General features: G+C 65.8%; 14 protein-coding genes and 1 pseudogene. 9 read left to right on the forward strand and 6 right to left on the reverse strand.

The genetic code is table 11. The annotated features are described in order from the left end of the window. Window positions 1-230: 230 nt before the first annotated feature. Both U5L98_RS11705 and U5L98_RS11710 read left to right on the forward strand, forming a co-directional pair. A pseudogene (locus tag U5L98_RS11705) lies at window positions 231-368 on the forward strand (hypothetical protein); the annotation flags it as partial. Window positions 369-1,183: 815 nt separating this feature from the next. Continuing rightward, window positions 1,184-2,068, forward strand: coding sequence for an NAD(P)-dependent oxidoreductase (locus U5L98_RS11710; RefSeq protein ID WP_322558467.1), 885 nt, complete (start codon window positions 1,184-1,186; stop codon window positions 2,066-2,068). Here the strand turns inward: U5L98_RS11710 and U5L98_RS11715 are convergent. After that, window positions 2,059-2,376, reverse strand: a complete 318-nt coding sequence (locus U5L98_RS11715) for a cupin domain-containing protein (protein WP_322558468.1) — start codon at window positions 2,374-2,376, stop codon at window positions 2,059-2,061. The two genes, U5L98_RS11710 and U5L98_RS11715, sit on opposite strands and share 10 nt — an antisense overlap. Window positions 2,377-2,530: 154 nt before the next feature. Here U5L98_RS11715 and U5L98_RS11720 point away from each other — a divergent pair, with 154 nt between their 5' ends. From U5L98_RS11720 to U5L98_RS11745, 6 genes are all read left to right on the forward strand, one after another. Further along, the gene (locus U5L98_RS11720; protein ID WP_322558469.1) at window positions 2,531-3,385 is read left to right on the forward strand and encodes a MoxR family ATPase; all 855 of its coding nucleotides are present in this window, start codon (window positions 2,531-2,533) and stop codon (window positions 3,383-3,385) included. 3 nt (window positions 3,386-3,388) lie between these two features. Continuing rightward, window positions 3,389-4,579 (forward strand): VWA domain-containing protein, encoded by a 1,191-nt coding sequence (locus tag U5L98_RS11725; protein WP_322558470.1) that lies wholly within the window; start codon window positions 3,389-3,391, stop codon window positions 4,577-4,579. Window positions 4,580-4,704: 125 nt separating this feature from the next. Continuing rightward, window positions 4,705-5,340 (forward strand): hypothetical protein, encoded by a 636-nt coding sequence (locus U5L98_RS11730; RefSeq protein ID WP_322558471.1) that lies wholly within the window; start codon window positions 4,705-4,707, stop codon window positions 5,338-5,340. A 126-nt stretch (window positions 5,341-5,466) separates the two neighbouring features. Then, on the forward strand, window positions 5,467-5,682 hold the full coding sequence (locus tag U5L98_RS11735) for a hypothetical protein (RefSeq protein WP_322558472.1): 216 nt from the start codon (window positions 5,467-5,469) through the stop codon (window positions 5,680-5,682). Between the two features lie 152 nt (window positions 5,683-5,834). Continuing rightward, window positions 5,835-7,556, forward strand: coding sequence for a proline--tRNA ligase (locus U5L98_RS11740; RefSeq protein WP_322558473.1), 1,722 nt, complete (start codon window positions 5,835-5,837; stop codon window positions 7,554-7,556). Between the two features lie 22 nt (window positions 7,557-7,578). Next, on the forward strand, window positions 7,579-8,229 hold the full coding sequence (locus U5L98_RS11745) for a transglycosylase SLT domain-containing protein (protein ID WP_322558474.1): 651 nt from the start codon (window positions 7,579-7,581) through the stop codon (window positions 8,227-8,229). A 100-nt stretch (window positions 8,230-8,329) separates the two neighbouring features. Here U5L98_RS11745 and ccoM read toward each other — a convergent pair whose 3' ends face one another. The 3 genes from ccoM to rfaH all read right to left on the reverse strand — a co-directional run bounded on the left by ccoM (window position 8,330) and on the right by rfaH (window position 9,665). Then, window positions 8,330-8,443, reverse strand: a complete 114-nt coding sequence (gene ccoM / locus U5L98_RS11750; RefSeq protein WP_322558475.1) for a cytochrome c oxidase subunit CcoM — start codon at window positions 8,441-8,443, stop codon at window positions 8,330-8,332. A gap of 128 nt (window positions 8,444-8,571) precedes the next feature. Further along, window positions 8,572-9,078 carry a peptidylprolyl isomerase gene (locus U5L98_RS11755; protein WP_322558476.1) on the reverse strand — a complete coding sequence of 169 codons (507 nt, stop codon included), beginning with the start codon at window positions 9,076-9,078 and terminating at the stop codon, window positions 8,572-8,574. Window positions 9,079-9,122: 44 nt separating this feature from the next. After that, on the reverse strand, window positions 9,123-9,665 hold the full coding sequence (rfaH, locus tag U5L98_RS11760; protein WP_322558477.1) for a transcription/translation regulatory transformer protein RfaH: 543 nt from the start codon (window positions 9,663-9,665) through the stop codon (window positions 9,123-9,125). A gap of 195 nt (window positions 9,666-9,860) precedes the next feature. Here rfaH and U5L98_RS11765 point away from each other — a divergent pair, with 195 nt between their 5' ends. Next, the gene (locus U5L98_RS11765) at window positions 9,861-11,222 is read left to right on the forward strand and encodes an AmpG family muropeptide MFS transporter (protein WP_322558478.1); all 1,362 of its coding nucleotides are present in this window, start codon (window positions 9,861-9,863) and stop codon (window positions 11,220-11,222) included. 21 nt (window positions 11,223-11,243) lie between these two features. Here U5L98_RS11765 and U5L98_RS11770 read toward each other — a convergent pair whose 3' ends face one another. Together U5L98_RS11770 and U5L98_RS11775 are read right to left on the reverse strand one after the other, a co-directional pair. Beyond that, a complete protein-coding gene (locus U5L98_RS11770) occupies window positions 11,244-13,064 on the reverse strand; it encodes an SEC-C domain-containing protein (protein ID WP_322558479.1) in 1,821 nt (606 codons plus the stop codon). A gap of 63 nt (window positions 13,065-13,127) precedes the next feature. Beyond that, on the reverse strand, window positions 13,128-14,372 hold the full coding sequence (locus U5L98_RS11775; RefSeq protein ID WP_322558480.1) for an AarF/ABC1/UbiB kinase family protein: 1,245 nt from the start codon (window positions 14,370-14,372) through the stop codon (window positions 13,128-13,130). Window positions 14,373-14,491 lie beyond the last annotated feature (119 nt).

Consider the following 14,491-nt stretch of genomic DNA (forward strand, 5'->3'; position numbering starts at 1 on the left):
CTGCCCGACCGCCTCGAGCTGCCCGTCCTGCTGAAGGTCGGCGACGACGTCTCGACCGACGAGATCCTGCCGGCCGGCGCCGAGGTGCTGCCGCTACCGCAGCAACATCCCCGCGATCAGCGAGTTCTGTCTTCGACGTCGTCGACGAGACCTACCCCGAGCGCGCGCACGGAAGTGCGACGACGGCGACGGCCACGTCGTCGTCGGCGGGGCACAACTACGGCCAGGGTTCGAGCCGCGAACATGCCGCCTTGCGCCCCGCTACCTCGGCCTGCGCGCTGTCGTCGCCAAGATCTTCGCGCGCATCCACTGGCAGAACCTGGGCCAACTTCTGGCGTCGTACCGCTTACTTTTACCAATCCCGATGACCTCGATGCCATCGAGGTCGGGGATGAGCTAGCGTTGGACGACGTCATCGGCGCCCTCGTGGCGGGGGAGGAGATCCACCTCCACAACCGCACCAAGGACGAGGAGTACGCCATGCAGCATGACCTCTCGTCTCGCCAGGTCGACATGATCCGCCACGGCAGCCTGATCAACCTGGTGCGTCAGGAGACATGAGGACCGCAGCGGGTTCCATCGGATGACAGGGACACATGAATACGCGGTCACTTGCCAGTTATCTCTTACGCTTTATCTGATGAAGCATACTGCCGGTGGTTGCTCTCGCCACCTGGCTGGCCTTATTAGATGTGAGAGTTGGTCATTCAAGGTCGCGAAATCGTCGCCGGTCATACGGCTCAGCGGCACTCTATTGATGTCCGGTTCACGCTGAACAGCGGCCTTCGATAAAAAAGGTCCCCCGAAGGGGACCAATTGGAGCACGCCAGCTCACTCGGTGATTCGCCACTCTGGCTCGGCGATCATGTTTATACCTTGCGAGAATCGCGCCAGAATCATTAGTTATTCAATTAATACAGTTGGTTAAAGAAAAAATGAGGTTCGGCCCCTGGCCCGGAGCAACCGATATCATGCGGCACTGCACCATACGAGCGCTTTTCAGCGCCCGGATGCGTCATGGCGAGGCAGTACCCCCGGGTCATGCCGGGGAGCTGCCTGGTTCTCTCGCTTACTTCCTCATCCTGCCTCAGCGCTCTCCCTGACTCAACGGACATGCCGAGTTGCTGAAGAACCCTTCAACCCCGCATGCTGCCTCTCCAACCCCGTTCAGCAGGAGACCCTTATGACCCAGCCTCGCCTCGGCTTCATCGGCATCGGCCTGATGGGCAATCCCATGACGCATCGCCTGCTGGAGGCCGGCTTCGAGGTGACCGTGTGGAATCGCACATCCGCCAAGGCGGCCCCCTTGGGCAAGGCCGGCGCCCGGGTGGCCGGCTCCATCGCCGAGCTGATGGAGGCGGTGGATGTGGTGCTGCTTTGTCTGGCCAACACCGCCGTGGTGGAAGGTGTGGTGTTCGGCGAGGGGGGCGTGGCTCAGCACGGTCATGCCGGCCAGCGGCTGGTCGACCTCTCCAGCAGCGATCCCGCCGCGACGCGCGACTTTGCCGACTGGCTCGAGAGCGAAGCCGGCATGCGCTGGGTAGATGCGCCGGTTTCCGGTGGTGTTGCTGGTGCCGAGTCGGGCAGCCTGGCCATCATGTGCGGCGGCGACGCCGAGGATATCGAGGCGATTCGGCCCTTGCTGGCTCCCCTCTCTGCCCGAGTGACTCATATGGGCCCGGTGGGTAGTGGCCAGGTGACCAAGGTATGCAACCAGATGGTCGTCGGCTGCCAGGCAGCGGTACTCGCCGAGATGGTGGCCTTGGCCGAGGCCAGCGGCGTGGATGCCAGTCGGCTGACCGAGGCGCTGGCCGGCGGCTTCGCCGACTCTACCCCTTTCAGGATTCTCGCACCGCGCATGGCGGCGAGCGATTTCACCGACCCGCCCTGGCACCTGCGCACCCTACTCAAGGACCTCGACATGGCGGTGGCCCAGAGCCAGCGCACCAACAGCGCCACGCCCATGAGCGGACTGGCCGCCCAGCTGATGCGCGCCCATGCCGGTCGTGGCCACGCGGAGCACGACCCGGCGATTCTGGTGGAGGCCTATCGCTCAGATCAGGAGTAGTGCACCGCCAGCCAAACGGTGGCCTGCTGCGGGTCCGTCCACTTGACGCGATGCCGGCAGTGGGACGGGATAGTGAGGTGATCGCCGGGCGCGAGCTCTACATCCTCACCCTGCTCGAAGGCGAGCACCGCCCGGCCCTGTAACACCACCACCCATTCGTGTTGCGGCTGGTCGTACCACCCTTCCTCCGGCGAGCTGTGGCCGCGCGAGACGATGCGCTCGATGCTCACGTCCTTGCCGCCCGCCAGCTCCTCGAACTGCTCTTCCTTCAGGGAAAAAGGCATCGATGTGAAGAGGTTTTTCTGCACACGCTTTCTCCTTCCAGCCATCACGTCGACATCTGTACGCTCTGCGGATAGTGTACCCGTGCACGTGCCGGCCGACCGAATTTGTCCCCTCCGCCGCCCTTCCGTACACTCGTTTGACTCCTGACCCTTCGACGAACCAGCCGAGGCATGACCCATGGCGTTTGATTCCACTTCCACCTACGTGGCCACCGAGGCCCTCAAGCAGGCGGTGAACGCCGCCGTGATCCTGGAGCGCCCGCTGCTGATCAAGGGCGAGCCAGGCACCGGCAAGACGCTGCTGGCCGAGGAACTGGCCGGCTCGCTCGGCACCCGGCTGATCACCTGGCACATCAAGTCTTCCACCAAGGCAGCCCAGGGACTCTACGAGTACGATGCAGTGAGCCGCCTGCGCGATTCCCAGCTCGGCATCGAGGGCGTGGAGAACGTCGCCAACTACATCGAGCCCGGCAAGCTGTGGGAGGCCTTCACCGCGGATGAGCGGGTGGTGCTCTTGATCGACGAGATCGACAAGGCGGACATCGAATTCCCCAACGATCTGCTCCAGGAGCTGGATCGCATGGAATTCCATGTCTACGAGACCGGCGAGACCGTTCGTGCCCATCATCGGCCGATCATCGTGATCACCTCCAACAATGAGAAGGAGCTGCCCGACGCCTTCCTGCGCCGCTGCTTCTTCCACTACATCGAGTTCCCCGACCGCAAAACCATGCAGGCCATCGTCGATGTGCACTTTCCGGACATCGCGCCCAAGCTCGTTGCCGAGGCCCTGGAGGTATTCTTCGACCTGCGCCAGGCCCCGGGCCTCAAGAAGAAGCCCTCCACCTCTGAGCTGGTGGACTGGCTTAAGCTGCTGATGGCCGATGAGCTGGCCCGTGAGTCTCTCTACCAGCGCGACCCGGTGAAGGCGATCCCGCCGCTGGCAGGTGCACTGGTCAAGAACGAGCAGGACACAGCGCTGCTCGAACGGCTGGCGTTCATGATGCGTCGCCAGGGCAACCAGAGGCGCTGAGGCATGTTCATCAGCCTGTTCGAGACCCTGAAGCGCCATGGCGTACCGGTATCGCTGCGCGAGCTGCTCGACCTCCACGCAGTGGTGGAGCGCGGTGTGGTGTTCGCCGACATGGAGGCCTTTTACCAGCTCGCGCGCACCGTGATGGTCAAGGACGAGCGCCACTTCGATCGCTTCGATCGCGCTTTCGCCGCCTGGTTCGAAGGGCTGGAGAACCTCGACGCCGCCATAGAGGCGATGATTCCCGATGACTGGCTACGCCGCGAGTTCGAGAAGCAGCTCAGCGAGGAGGAGAAGGCCCAGATCGAATCCCTGGGGGGCCTCGAGAAGCTGATCGAGACCTTCAAGCAGCGCCTGGAAGAGCAGGGAGAGCGCCACGCCGGCGGCAACAAGTGGATCGGCACCGGCGGCACCAGCCCCTTCGGCGCCTATGGCTACAACCCCGAGGGCATCCGCATCGGCCAGGACGGCTCGCGCCACCGCCGCGCGGTCAAGGTATGGGACGAACGCCGCTTCCGCGACTACGACGACAGCCTCGAGCTGGGCACGCGCAATATCAAGATGGCGCTGCGCCGGCTTCGCAAGTTCGCCCGCCAGGGAGCGGCGGAGGAGTTCGATGTCGACGCGACCATCCGTGAAACGGCTCGCGACGCCGGCCTGCTCAATGTGCAGATGCGCCCCGAACGCCACAACGCGGTGAAGGTACTGCTGCTGCTCGACGTGGGCGGTTCCATGGATGATCACATCCGCACCTGCGAGGAACTCTTCTCGGCAGCACGCTCGGAGTTCAAGCACCTGGAGGCCTACTACTTCCATAACTGCGTCTATGAGGGACTATGGCGCAGCAATGCCGGAAACCAGGCCCGGCGCCATGGGGCGCGCATCCCGACAATGGACGTACTGCGCACCTATGGCGACGACTACCAGGTGGTCATCGTCGGTGATGCCGCCATGTCGCCCTATGAAATCACCCACCCTGGCGGCAGCGTTGAGCACTTCAACAACGAGACCGGTGCGGCCTGGCTCAAGCGCCTGGTCGACCACTTCCCGCGCCTGATCTGGCTCAACCCCATGCCGCAACGCGCCTGGGACTTTACCCAATCCACTCAGCTGATCCGCGAGTTGATCGACGATCGCATGTATCCCATGACCCTTGAGGGACTGGAGGGCGCCATGAGGGAGCTGGCTCGGTAGTCTTCTATAGCCCTTTTGGGCTATTTATCGCTCTTATAACCTTCAAGGGCTATTAAATTGATAAATAGCCCTTGAAGGGTATGCTTGAGGAGAGTACCGGAGGGGAGTACCCAGGAGGACCTGCCATGCCACAGCGAATGGCCGTGCTGACCGGCGATGTGATCGACTCGCGCAAGGTCGACGACCGACCTCGCCTCTACCGGCTGCTGGATGACAGCCTGGCCGAGCTGGCCGCCCGGCATGGCGGTCACGGCGAGCGCTTCCGCGGCGACGGCTTCCAGCTCACTCTACCCCGGGCGGCGATGGCCATGGAGGCGGCCGTGGCGCTGCGGGCCGCACTGATAGAGCACTCTGAACCCGACCAACGTTGGGATGCGCGTATCGCCGTGGCGGTCGGCCCGGCGGAGGGGGACATCGCGGAGGCCGATGGGCCCACCTTCGTGGCCTCGGGTCGTGCCCTGGATGCCCTGGCCGACACCACGACCAACCTGGCGTTGACCCGGCTGGACGCACCCGAGGATCCCGGCCTCGTGCTGCTGGTCCGCTTCATCGACGACATGCTCGATGGCTGGTCGGCCTACTCCGCCGAAGTCGTCGGCCTGAGCCTGCGCTACGACGCCTCTCAGCAGGCCCTGGCCGAGCGCCTCGGCATCCGCCAACCCAGCGTGCACAAGCGCCTGCGTGCCGCCCGCTGGGCACTGCTCTCCGATACCCTCGCCTACCTGAGCCAGCGCCTCGCCGACGTGGAAGCCTCAACATAAGCCCCGACGCCCTCTCGCTATTCAGGGGCCTGATATTGGGCCACTTGATCGGCGACTTCCTGCTGCAACCGCGCACCTGGGTGGAGGAACGCTATCGGCTGCGCCAGCGCCGGAGCGCGCATCGGCGTGCTGGAACGGCTGCTGGTGCTGACCCTGGTCCTACTGGACCAGCTCACCGCAGTCGGCTTCCTGCTCGCCGCCAAGTCGGTACTGCGCTTCGGTGACCTGCGCGACTCCCGCGACCGCAAGCTTACAGAGTACGTACTGCTGGGTACCCTGCTCAGCGTCTCCACCACCCTGGTGCTGGGCATGCTGGTGCGCCTGATGCTGCTGGAGGGCTGAACGGGCCGACAGCCCCTCGGCCCGCCGCACCGGGAAGACACAAGCTTTTGCCGCCCCGGGCGGCGGGCCGTACAATGCTCGATCATTGCCGCCGATCTACGCGGCACCGCTTCCGCCACCCGTACGAACACGCTCGAGGAACCGCCGGACCCATGCGCGCTAGCCAACTGTTGATCGCCACCCTCAAGGAAACCCCCGCCGACGCCGAGGTCGTCAGCCATCAGCTGATGCTGCGTTCGGGGATGATCCGTCGCCTCACCTCCGGCCTCTACACCTGGCTGCCGCTGGGCATCAAGACCCTGCGCAAGGTCGAGCGCATCGTGCGCGAGGAGATGGATCGTGCCGGCGCCCAGGAAGTGCTGATGCCGGCGGTGCAACCCGCCGAGCTGTGGCAGGAGTCGGGCCGCTGGGAGCAGTACGGCCCAGAACTCTTGCGCCTCAAGGATCGGCACGAGCGCGACTACTGCGTCGGCCCCACCCACGAGGAAGTGATCACCGATCTGGTGCGCAAGGAGATCGCCAGCTACAAGCAGCTGCCGGTCAACTTCTACCAGATCCAGACCAAGTTCCGCGACGAGATCCGGCCGCGCTTCGGGGTGATGCGCTCCCGCGAGTTCATCATGAAGGACGCCTACTCCTTCCACATCGATGAGGCCTCGCTGAAGGAGACCTACCAGGCGATGTACGACGCCTACACGCGCATCTTCACCCGCCTGGGACTCGACTTTCGCCCGGTGATCGCCGACAACGGCGCCATCGGCGGCACGGGCTCCCACGAGTTCCATGTGCTGGCCGACTCCGGCGAGGACGACATCGTCTTCTCCACCGCGTCCGACTACGCCGCCAACATGGAGAAAGCCGAGGCACTGCCAGCGCCGCTGGGAAGCGATACCCAGCGCCCCGCCCCCAGTGAGGAGCTGCATCTGGTCGACACCCCGAATGCCAAGACCATCGCCGCCCTGGTGGAACAGCACGGCCTGCCCATCGAGAAGACCATCAAGACCCTGATGGTCCACGACGTCGAGGGTGGCCTGATCGCCCTGCTGGTGCGCGGCGACCACGAGCTCAACGAGGTCAAGGCCGAGAACCTCGCCGAGGTGGCCGCGCCGCTGACCATGGCAACCGAGGATGAGATTCGCGCTGCCGTGGGAGCCGGCCCAGGCTCGCTCGGCCCGGTGAACCTCGAGATGCCGATCATCATCGACCGCTCGGTTGCGCTGATGAGCGATTTCGGCGCCGGGGCCAACGTCGACGGCAAGCACTACTTCGGCATCAACTGGGAGCGCGACGCGGCGCTGCCGAAGGTCGCGGACATCCGCAACGTGGTCGAGGGCGACCCTTCGCCGGATGGCAAGGGCACGCTCGCCATCAAGCGCGGCATCGAGGTCGGCCACGTCTTCCAGCTGGGGCGCAAGTACAGCGAAGCGATGAACGCCACCGTGCTCGGCGACGAAGGTCGTGCCGTGCACCCCTGGATGGGCTGCTATGGTATTGGGGTAACCCGCGTCGTGGCCGCCGCCATCGAGCAGAACCACGACGACGCCGGCATCATCTGGCCCGAGGCCATCGCCCCCTTCCAGATCGCGATGGTACCGATGAACGCCCACAAGTCGCAGCGGGTGCGCGAGGAGTCCGAGCGGCTGTATCAGGCCCTCACCGCCGCCGGCTTCGAAGTGCTGCTGGATGACCGCGACCTGCGTCCCGGCGTGCGGTTCGCCGACCACGAGCTGATGGGCATTCCCCACCGCCTGGTCGTAGGCGACCGCGGCCTGGACAAGGGGGAACTGGAGTACAAGGGACGCCGTGACAGTGACGCTACCATGGTACCGGCCGAGCAGATCCTCGATTTCCTGGGCGAGAAGCTCGCTCGCTGAGTGCTGCCGGCCCGCCGCCCTGATGGCGGCCTGCCTCTTTTTCGCCAACACAGCGCTGGCCCAGGGCGACGGTGACTTCATCGCCGCCCTGCCGGACTCGCTTTCGCCCGACCAACCTGCACCCTTCGTGCGGGCCCTGCCCGAGACACCCGCCAGCCTGCGCGGCACTCTCGACAGCATCCGCTCCTCTCGCGTGGCACCCGCCGAAATATGGGCCGCCCGCCAGTGGCTCAACGACATGGAGCCGCGTCTTGCCCGCTACCTGCCGGAACCGGCAAGGCGTCGCGAACTGCTAGGCCGCATCCACCATGAGGCGCGGCTGGCTGGCCTCGCGCCGGAGCTGGTGCTGGCGGTGATACAGGTGGAGAGCGCCTTCAAGGCCGAGGCCGTTTCCTCGGCTGGCGCCGTGGGGCTGATGCAGATCATGCCGTTCTGGATCCGCGAGCTTGGCCTGCCGGCCGACGACCTCAAGGACCCGCGTCGTAACCTGCGTTATGGCTGCACGATACTGGCCCATTACCTGGCCGTGGAAAGCGGCGACCTGACCCGGGCACTGGCACGCTACAACGGCAGCCTGGGCAAGACCTGGTACCCCGAGCGAGTGATGCGTGCCCTGGCCAGACACTGGTCACCGGCGAGCTCTGTCCCGGTGCGCACCACCGCCGAGCGCTGAGTTCAGGGCTGGAACAACAATCGAAAAAAAGCCGACCCAAGCGGGTCGGCTAGTGGGGGGAAAGCTCCCCCCTCCCCTGACGACTCTTGAAACGGCTGGATCAGTGCTTCTTCTTGCGATGGTCGCGGACGATGAACGCGACCCAGCCTCCCATGAAAGCGACCATCATCGTGACGGTTACGAGCCCGAAGATTACGGTGTCATCTAGATACATGGTGGTTTCCTCCCGTCCCGATGTGTTGAAAGAACTTTAGTCCCTCGGGTGGGGAGAAATGCTGACCTGTATCAAGTTTCTCCACGACCTCTTCGAGTCGCGGGAAATCCGTTGATCCAGGTCAGTTTTCACGGCATCTTCTTGTCCTCGATCTCGCCGGGATCGGTGCCCGGGGGCAGCGGATGGCCCTTGGCGAGCTCGGCACGGGTGGCGTCGCGCACCGCCAGCACCTCGAGACGGTAGCGCAGGACCTGGCCGGCCAGCGGATGGTTGGTGTCGATGACCACGGCGTCATTGCGGATCTCGAGCACGGTAACGATCTCGGGGCCATCGTCACCCGGGGTCTGGAAACGCATGCCCGGCGCGATGTCCTCCACGGGGAAGGCATGACGGCCAACCTCGCGCACTAACGCCTCGTCGCGCAGGCCATAGGCCTCGGCCGGCATCAGGGTAGCGGAGAGCTGAGCACCGGCCTCCTGGCCTTCCAGCGTGCGCTCCAGGCCGGCCATGATGTTGCCGTGACCGTGCAGGTATTCGAGAGGCTGTTGGCGAATGCGGGAATCGTCGAGGACACTGCCGTCCTGGTCGCTGAGCACATAATGCAGGGTCACGACCCGTTGGGGAGCGATGGTCATGGGATCTCCTGACGCGAGAGGGTGAAAGAAAGGAAGAATGTCGCCTAGTCGCGGCGGCGTAGCTGGTCGACGGGCATCTCCAGGCGCTGCTGCTTGTGGAGCATATTGAGCATCACGATGGCGCGGTCTTCGCCCTTGTGGCTGGCAAACACGGCTTGCAGGTCCTTGAAGGGCCCCTCGGTGATATCCACCGTCTCACCGGCACGGAAATAGACGTTCGAGCTAGCGTCTTCCTCCCCGCTGCCATGCGCGAGCAGCGTCTCGATCAGCTCATCACTGACCGGCACCGGCATGTCCAGGCCGAAGGTGACGATCTTCAGCACGCCACGAGTGGAGCGAATGGGCCGCCAGTTGCTGGCCAGGCGGTCGAGCCGGATGAAAAGGTAGTAGGGGAACAAGGGCTCGCTGACCCACTCGAGTTTGCCGCGGCGCTTGTTCTGGACCTGAAGCACGGGATGGAAGATTTCGAAGCCCTGATTGGCCAGATGCTCGGAGGCGCGGAAGGACTCTCCGCCCTTGCATTGGATCACGTACCAGCGGGGCACGACGCCCTCGGCCTCGGCCTGACGAATCTCAGAATCGCTCATGTCGCTCCTGATCGGGTTCCTGCTGGTGTCATTGCCGGGGCTCTGCAACAATCTCACCGCATGCCAGCCCGGCTAAAACCGCTCGGTGACAGAGGTCGGACGCTGTCCGGCGCGGCTGCCGACGCAGGATTTTATCATCGATGGTCGAGGCCTGCGTGGCCTCCGTCGAGTCCAACGCAAGGAGTGCTGACCGACATGCCGAACCCCACCGTCCAACGCAGCTGGCGCGACGCCCTGGCCATCTACCTGCGCGCGCCGGTCATCACCATGCTGTTCCTGGGCTTCTCCGCCGGCCTGCCCTTCCTGCTGGTGTTCTCGACCCTCTCGGCCTGGCTGCGCAGCACCGGGGTCGAGGTGGCGGCCATCGGCTTTTTCGCCTGGATCGGCATGCTCTACTCGATCAAGTTCTTCTGGGCCCCGGTGGTGGACCGGCTCGCCCTGCCGCTGCTGACCCGCGCCCTGGGCCAGCGTCGCGGCTGGATGCTGCTGGCCCAGGCGATGATTGCCAGCGGCCTGGTGGGTCTGGCCGGGGTCGATCCGGTGGGCCACCTGCCCCTGGTGGCCGCCTTTGCCCTGCTGGTGGCCTTCGGCAGCGCGACCCAGGACATTGCCATCGACGCTTTCCGCATCGAGTCCGCGCCAGACGATATGCAGGCCGCCATGGCCTCGACCTACATCATCGGCTATCGCGGCGGTCTGCTGGCAGCCGGGGCTGGCGCCCTTTACGTGGCCTCGCTGGCCTCCTGGGAGGCGGCTTACCTGACCATGGCGGCACTGGTGGGCATCGGCGTGATCACGGTGCTGCTACGCCCGGAACCCGAGCGACTCTCGCTGACCACCCAACTGATCCACGAACCCCGGGTCCGCGCCTTCCTGCGGGCCTCCCGCGGCCGGCCGAAGCCCCTGCGGCGGATGGGCGCCTGGGTAATCGGCGCAATCGTCTGCCCTTTTACCGACTTCTTCGTGCGCCACCGACGCAAGGCGCTGTGGCTGCTGCTGTTCGTGGCGGTATTCCGGATCAGCGACTTGGCCATGGCCTCCATGGCCAATCCGCTCTACATCGACCTCGGCTTCACACTCGCTACCATCGCTAACGTCACCAACATCTTCGGCATCGCCATGAGCATCGGCGGCGGAATCCTCGGGGGGCTGCTGGTGGCTCGCTACGGCATCGGGCCGATCCTGATACTCGGCGCAGTGGCAGCGGCGCTGACCAACCTGCTGTTCACGGCGCTGGCACTGGCCGGCCAGAGTCTGCCGATGCTGGTAATGGCGATCATCGGCGACAACCTGGCCAACGGCCTGGCCAGCGCGGTCTTCATCGCCTTCCTGTCGAGCCTCACCTCGCGGGCCTATACGGCCACCCAGTACGCGCTGTTCTCGTCGCTGATGACCCTGCCGGGCAAGTTCCTCAGCGGTTTCGGCGGCCTGGTGGTGGAAATCGAGGGCTACGCGACCTTCTTCCTGGTCTCCACTCTGCTGGGGCTGCCGGCCGTGCTGCTGGCGATCTGGATCAGCCGCGACCCCGAGCTGGTACCGGCACCCCGGGCAGCCTGATCGCATGGGGCAGGCACTCGGTCAGTTGGTCGGCCCCGCCTGTAACCAGGCCAGGGCACCCGGGGTGGTCCGCCACTGGTCGCGCATCAGGGTACGGTATTGCCAGGCCTCGGCACGGGAACCAAGCTCGGCGACGCCCTCGCCGCCGACCGGGCGCGGATTCTCGGCACACAGCATGGCCACGGCGTGGGGATTGTGTCGGGCCACCTCCGCCAGCGCTTCGGCAGCCTCGTCACGGCGCTCCAGGCGGTAAAGCGCCAACACCCGGCCCATCAGCAGCCCCAGCGGCGGGGTCTCTTCGTCAGCGCCCTCGAGCTCCCGCTCGCTCAAGGCCAGGGCCGCGCGGTCGTGGCCTTCCCGAAGCAGTTGGTCGAGCACCAGCTCGCGTAGGCCCAGGCTGTCCTGGTCGTCCAGGGTGAGCAGCCGTTCAGCGAGCTGGCGAGAACGCGCTCGGGCACCGCGCTCCATGCCCACCACCAGCGCCAGGCCCGTGCGCAGCAGCACGGCGTTGTCGGCGCTGTCCCACAGGAAGGGCCCCTCGCCCTCGGCACGCACCTGCTCGAGCCAGCGCTCCAGCCGGGTCGCCAGGGGCTCGAACAGGCTCGGCGCCATCCACGGCAGGCTGCCGAAACGGTTGGCCAATGCCAGAGCCAAGGATTGCACCACCGCAGGTGCGTCCAGCCACTCGGGGTGGGCGCAGAGGGCCGGTAACCACTCCCCAGCATGCGGCCAGGGATCCTCGTCGAAGCCCATCGGGGCATCACTCTCGACCTGGGAGCGGAAGACCTTCTGCCAGGCGGCGAACAGGGTGTCCTCACGGGCGGTGGTGTGGTACTCGAGGCCGTCGTCGCCGCGGCGGATCTCCGGACGCGGGGCCACGGGCAGCGATTCCAGCAGCGCCTGCAGGGCCACCAGCGGCTCGGCCAAATCCTCCTCGGCACTGAGCAGCTGATCGGCGAGCGTCGCCCCGGGGTTCTCGGCCAGGTCGGCCAGGAACTGCAGCTGGTCGGCGTCCAGATCCCCTTGGCGGGCCAGGCGCCGGAACCAGAAGCGTGACCGCTCGGCGGCCTCCTGTTCATGGCCCTCGTGTAAAAGCAGCATGGCCTCGATATAGGCCAGGGTCGGTGAGTCGGGCAGGGCCTGCTGGGCGCGCACGAAGGCCGCCCGGGCGCTATCCAGGTCGTCGTTATCCAGGTGCATCAGGCAGAGCCGTTCCAGGGCCACACCGCGCAGGAACAGCGGCCCACGATCGAGCACTGCATCGAGGAGCGCTTCGCGCTTGCGGTGGAAGCCGCGCTCCTGATAGAGGTCGATGAGGATCTCGAAGGCGGGCTCGGCTTGCTCGGGGAGCATCAGCCAGTCGGAGAGCTCGAACAGCGACTCGAGGATCTGTTGGGCGCGCCCGCGCTGGCCGGACTCGGCGGCGATCAGACCCGCCTCCAGCAGCGCCTGGGCCGGAGCGCGGCCGCTGGCGAGGGCGGCCTTGAGGGTATCGCCCTTCCAGTCGCGCAGCGAGAGCATCCACATCAGGTGCGGCGGCACGTGGCCGGGTAGACTGACCGCCCCACAGCAGTGCTTGGTCTTGCGCCCGGAATCACACCAGCAGGGCTCGTTGCGCCCGGGTCGGGCCAGGGGCTCGGCGGCAAAGTCGAGTCGCGCCAGCGGCGTCTGCGACCAAAGCTCCGGCGCCAGCGCCTGGGCCAGTGCCAGGTCGCCACCGACCAGGGCCGGCCCCTCGTCGCGGGCCCAGGCCATCAGCGTGGGGTAGCGCTCGTCCTGACGAATGGCCTTGAGCGCCCCCGAGGCAAAGCCCAGCAGCTGTTCCACCCATACTGCCAGCATTGCGCACTCCAACGATTGGAAAGCGACATAGTCTACCAGTCTGCCCGGGGGCTTGGCAGCCGTTCATCCCTTCGCCCACTCCAGTAGCGGTCGGGTGCGCGCCTGCATGTCCAGCCGGGCGCCGAGGCGTACCAGGTTCCAGTAGTGGCCGTTGAGGGTACGTGAAAGCAGCAGCGTATCCGCCGGGGGCTGAAGACGGTCCATTGCCGCCCAGACCTTGGGTGAGAGCTCACGCAGGCGACGATGCACCCGCACGTCACCGAAGTCCTGCTCACCGGGGCGAAACAGCGGCTCCACGGCCTCGGCGGACTCTCGATAAAGCGAGAGCGGTGCCCCCTGGCCCTGGCGACCACCCAGCTTGAGAACCGCCTCGTCCATGGCCATGGGGTCCTTTGCCAAGGTTGCCTCCAGCAACCGCAGCATCGCCCGCAAGCGCGACTCGGGCACCGGGATCACCGCCCCCAGGTCATAGATAACCAGCTGCCCCTCTTCGTTGACGGCGAAGTTGCCGGCGTGGGGGTCGGCGTGGAGTTCACCATGGGTGAAAAGCTCCTCCGTGATCCAGTCGGCCAACGTTTTTGCCACCCCCTGGCGCAGGGCGTCGTCACTCGACTCCAGCTCACGCAGTGGCGTTCCGGGCTCGTAGCGCATGGCCAGCACCCGCGGGCCAGAGAGCTCCGGCAGCGGCTCGGGGATCACCAGGCTGTCAAGGTGGGCGTAGCGCCTGCGATAGCGAGCAAGCGCTTCTGCTTCGGCGTGGTAGTCCAGCTCGCCGCGCAGGCTGACCGACAGTTCCTCGAAGAGCGCATCGAGGCGCGCCTGAGGGACCTTGAGCCAGCGTCCCAGGCGCATCAGGCGTCGCACTTGCGCCAGGTCGCTCTCCAGCACCTCGGCAAGACCCGGATACTGCACCTTGAGCACCAGGGTCTCGCCATCCAGGGTCGTGGCGCGGTGCACCTGCCCCATGGAGGCGCTGGCGAAGGGCCGCTGCTCGATCTCGGAGAACACCTCGTCCAGGTCACCGTACTCCTCGACCAGGGTGCGTCGGATACCCTCCCAGGGCATCGGTTCGGCCTGGCGTTGCAGGCGGGAGAGCTCCTCGGCGAGATCCGGCGGCAGCAGGTCGTCCCACTGCGACATGATCTGGGCCAGCTTCATCGCCGGCCCCTTGAGCTCGGAAAGCCCTTCGAAGAGGGCTTCTCCCAGGGCCCGCCAGTCGGCCTGCCCGCCCATGCGGGTACGCATCAGCGCCCCACCGGTGCGAGCGCCGAGTCCCAGCAGGCGCCGAGTACGGCCGCGTTCGCGCATGACCTTTCTCCTCCGATCAATATTGTACAATCATTGTACATATATCAACGCAGCTTACACCTGGCGAGGCGTGGAGAATACTGGAAGAATGTCCATGCCATTCACTGCGACGAGCCATC

It is taken from the genome of Halomonas sp. (genome assembly GCF_034520545.1).
Lineage (GTDB): Bacteria > Pseudomonadota > Gammaproteobacteria > Pseudomonadales > Halomonadaceae > Halomonas.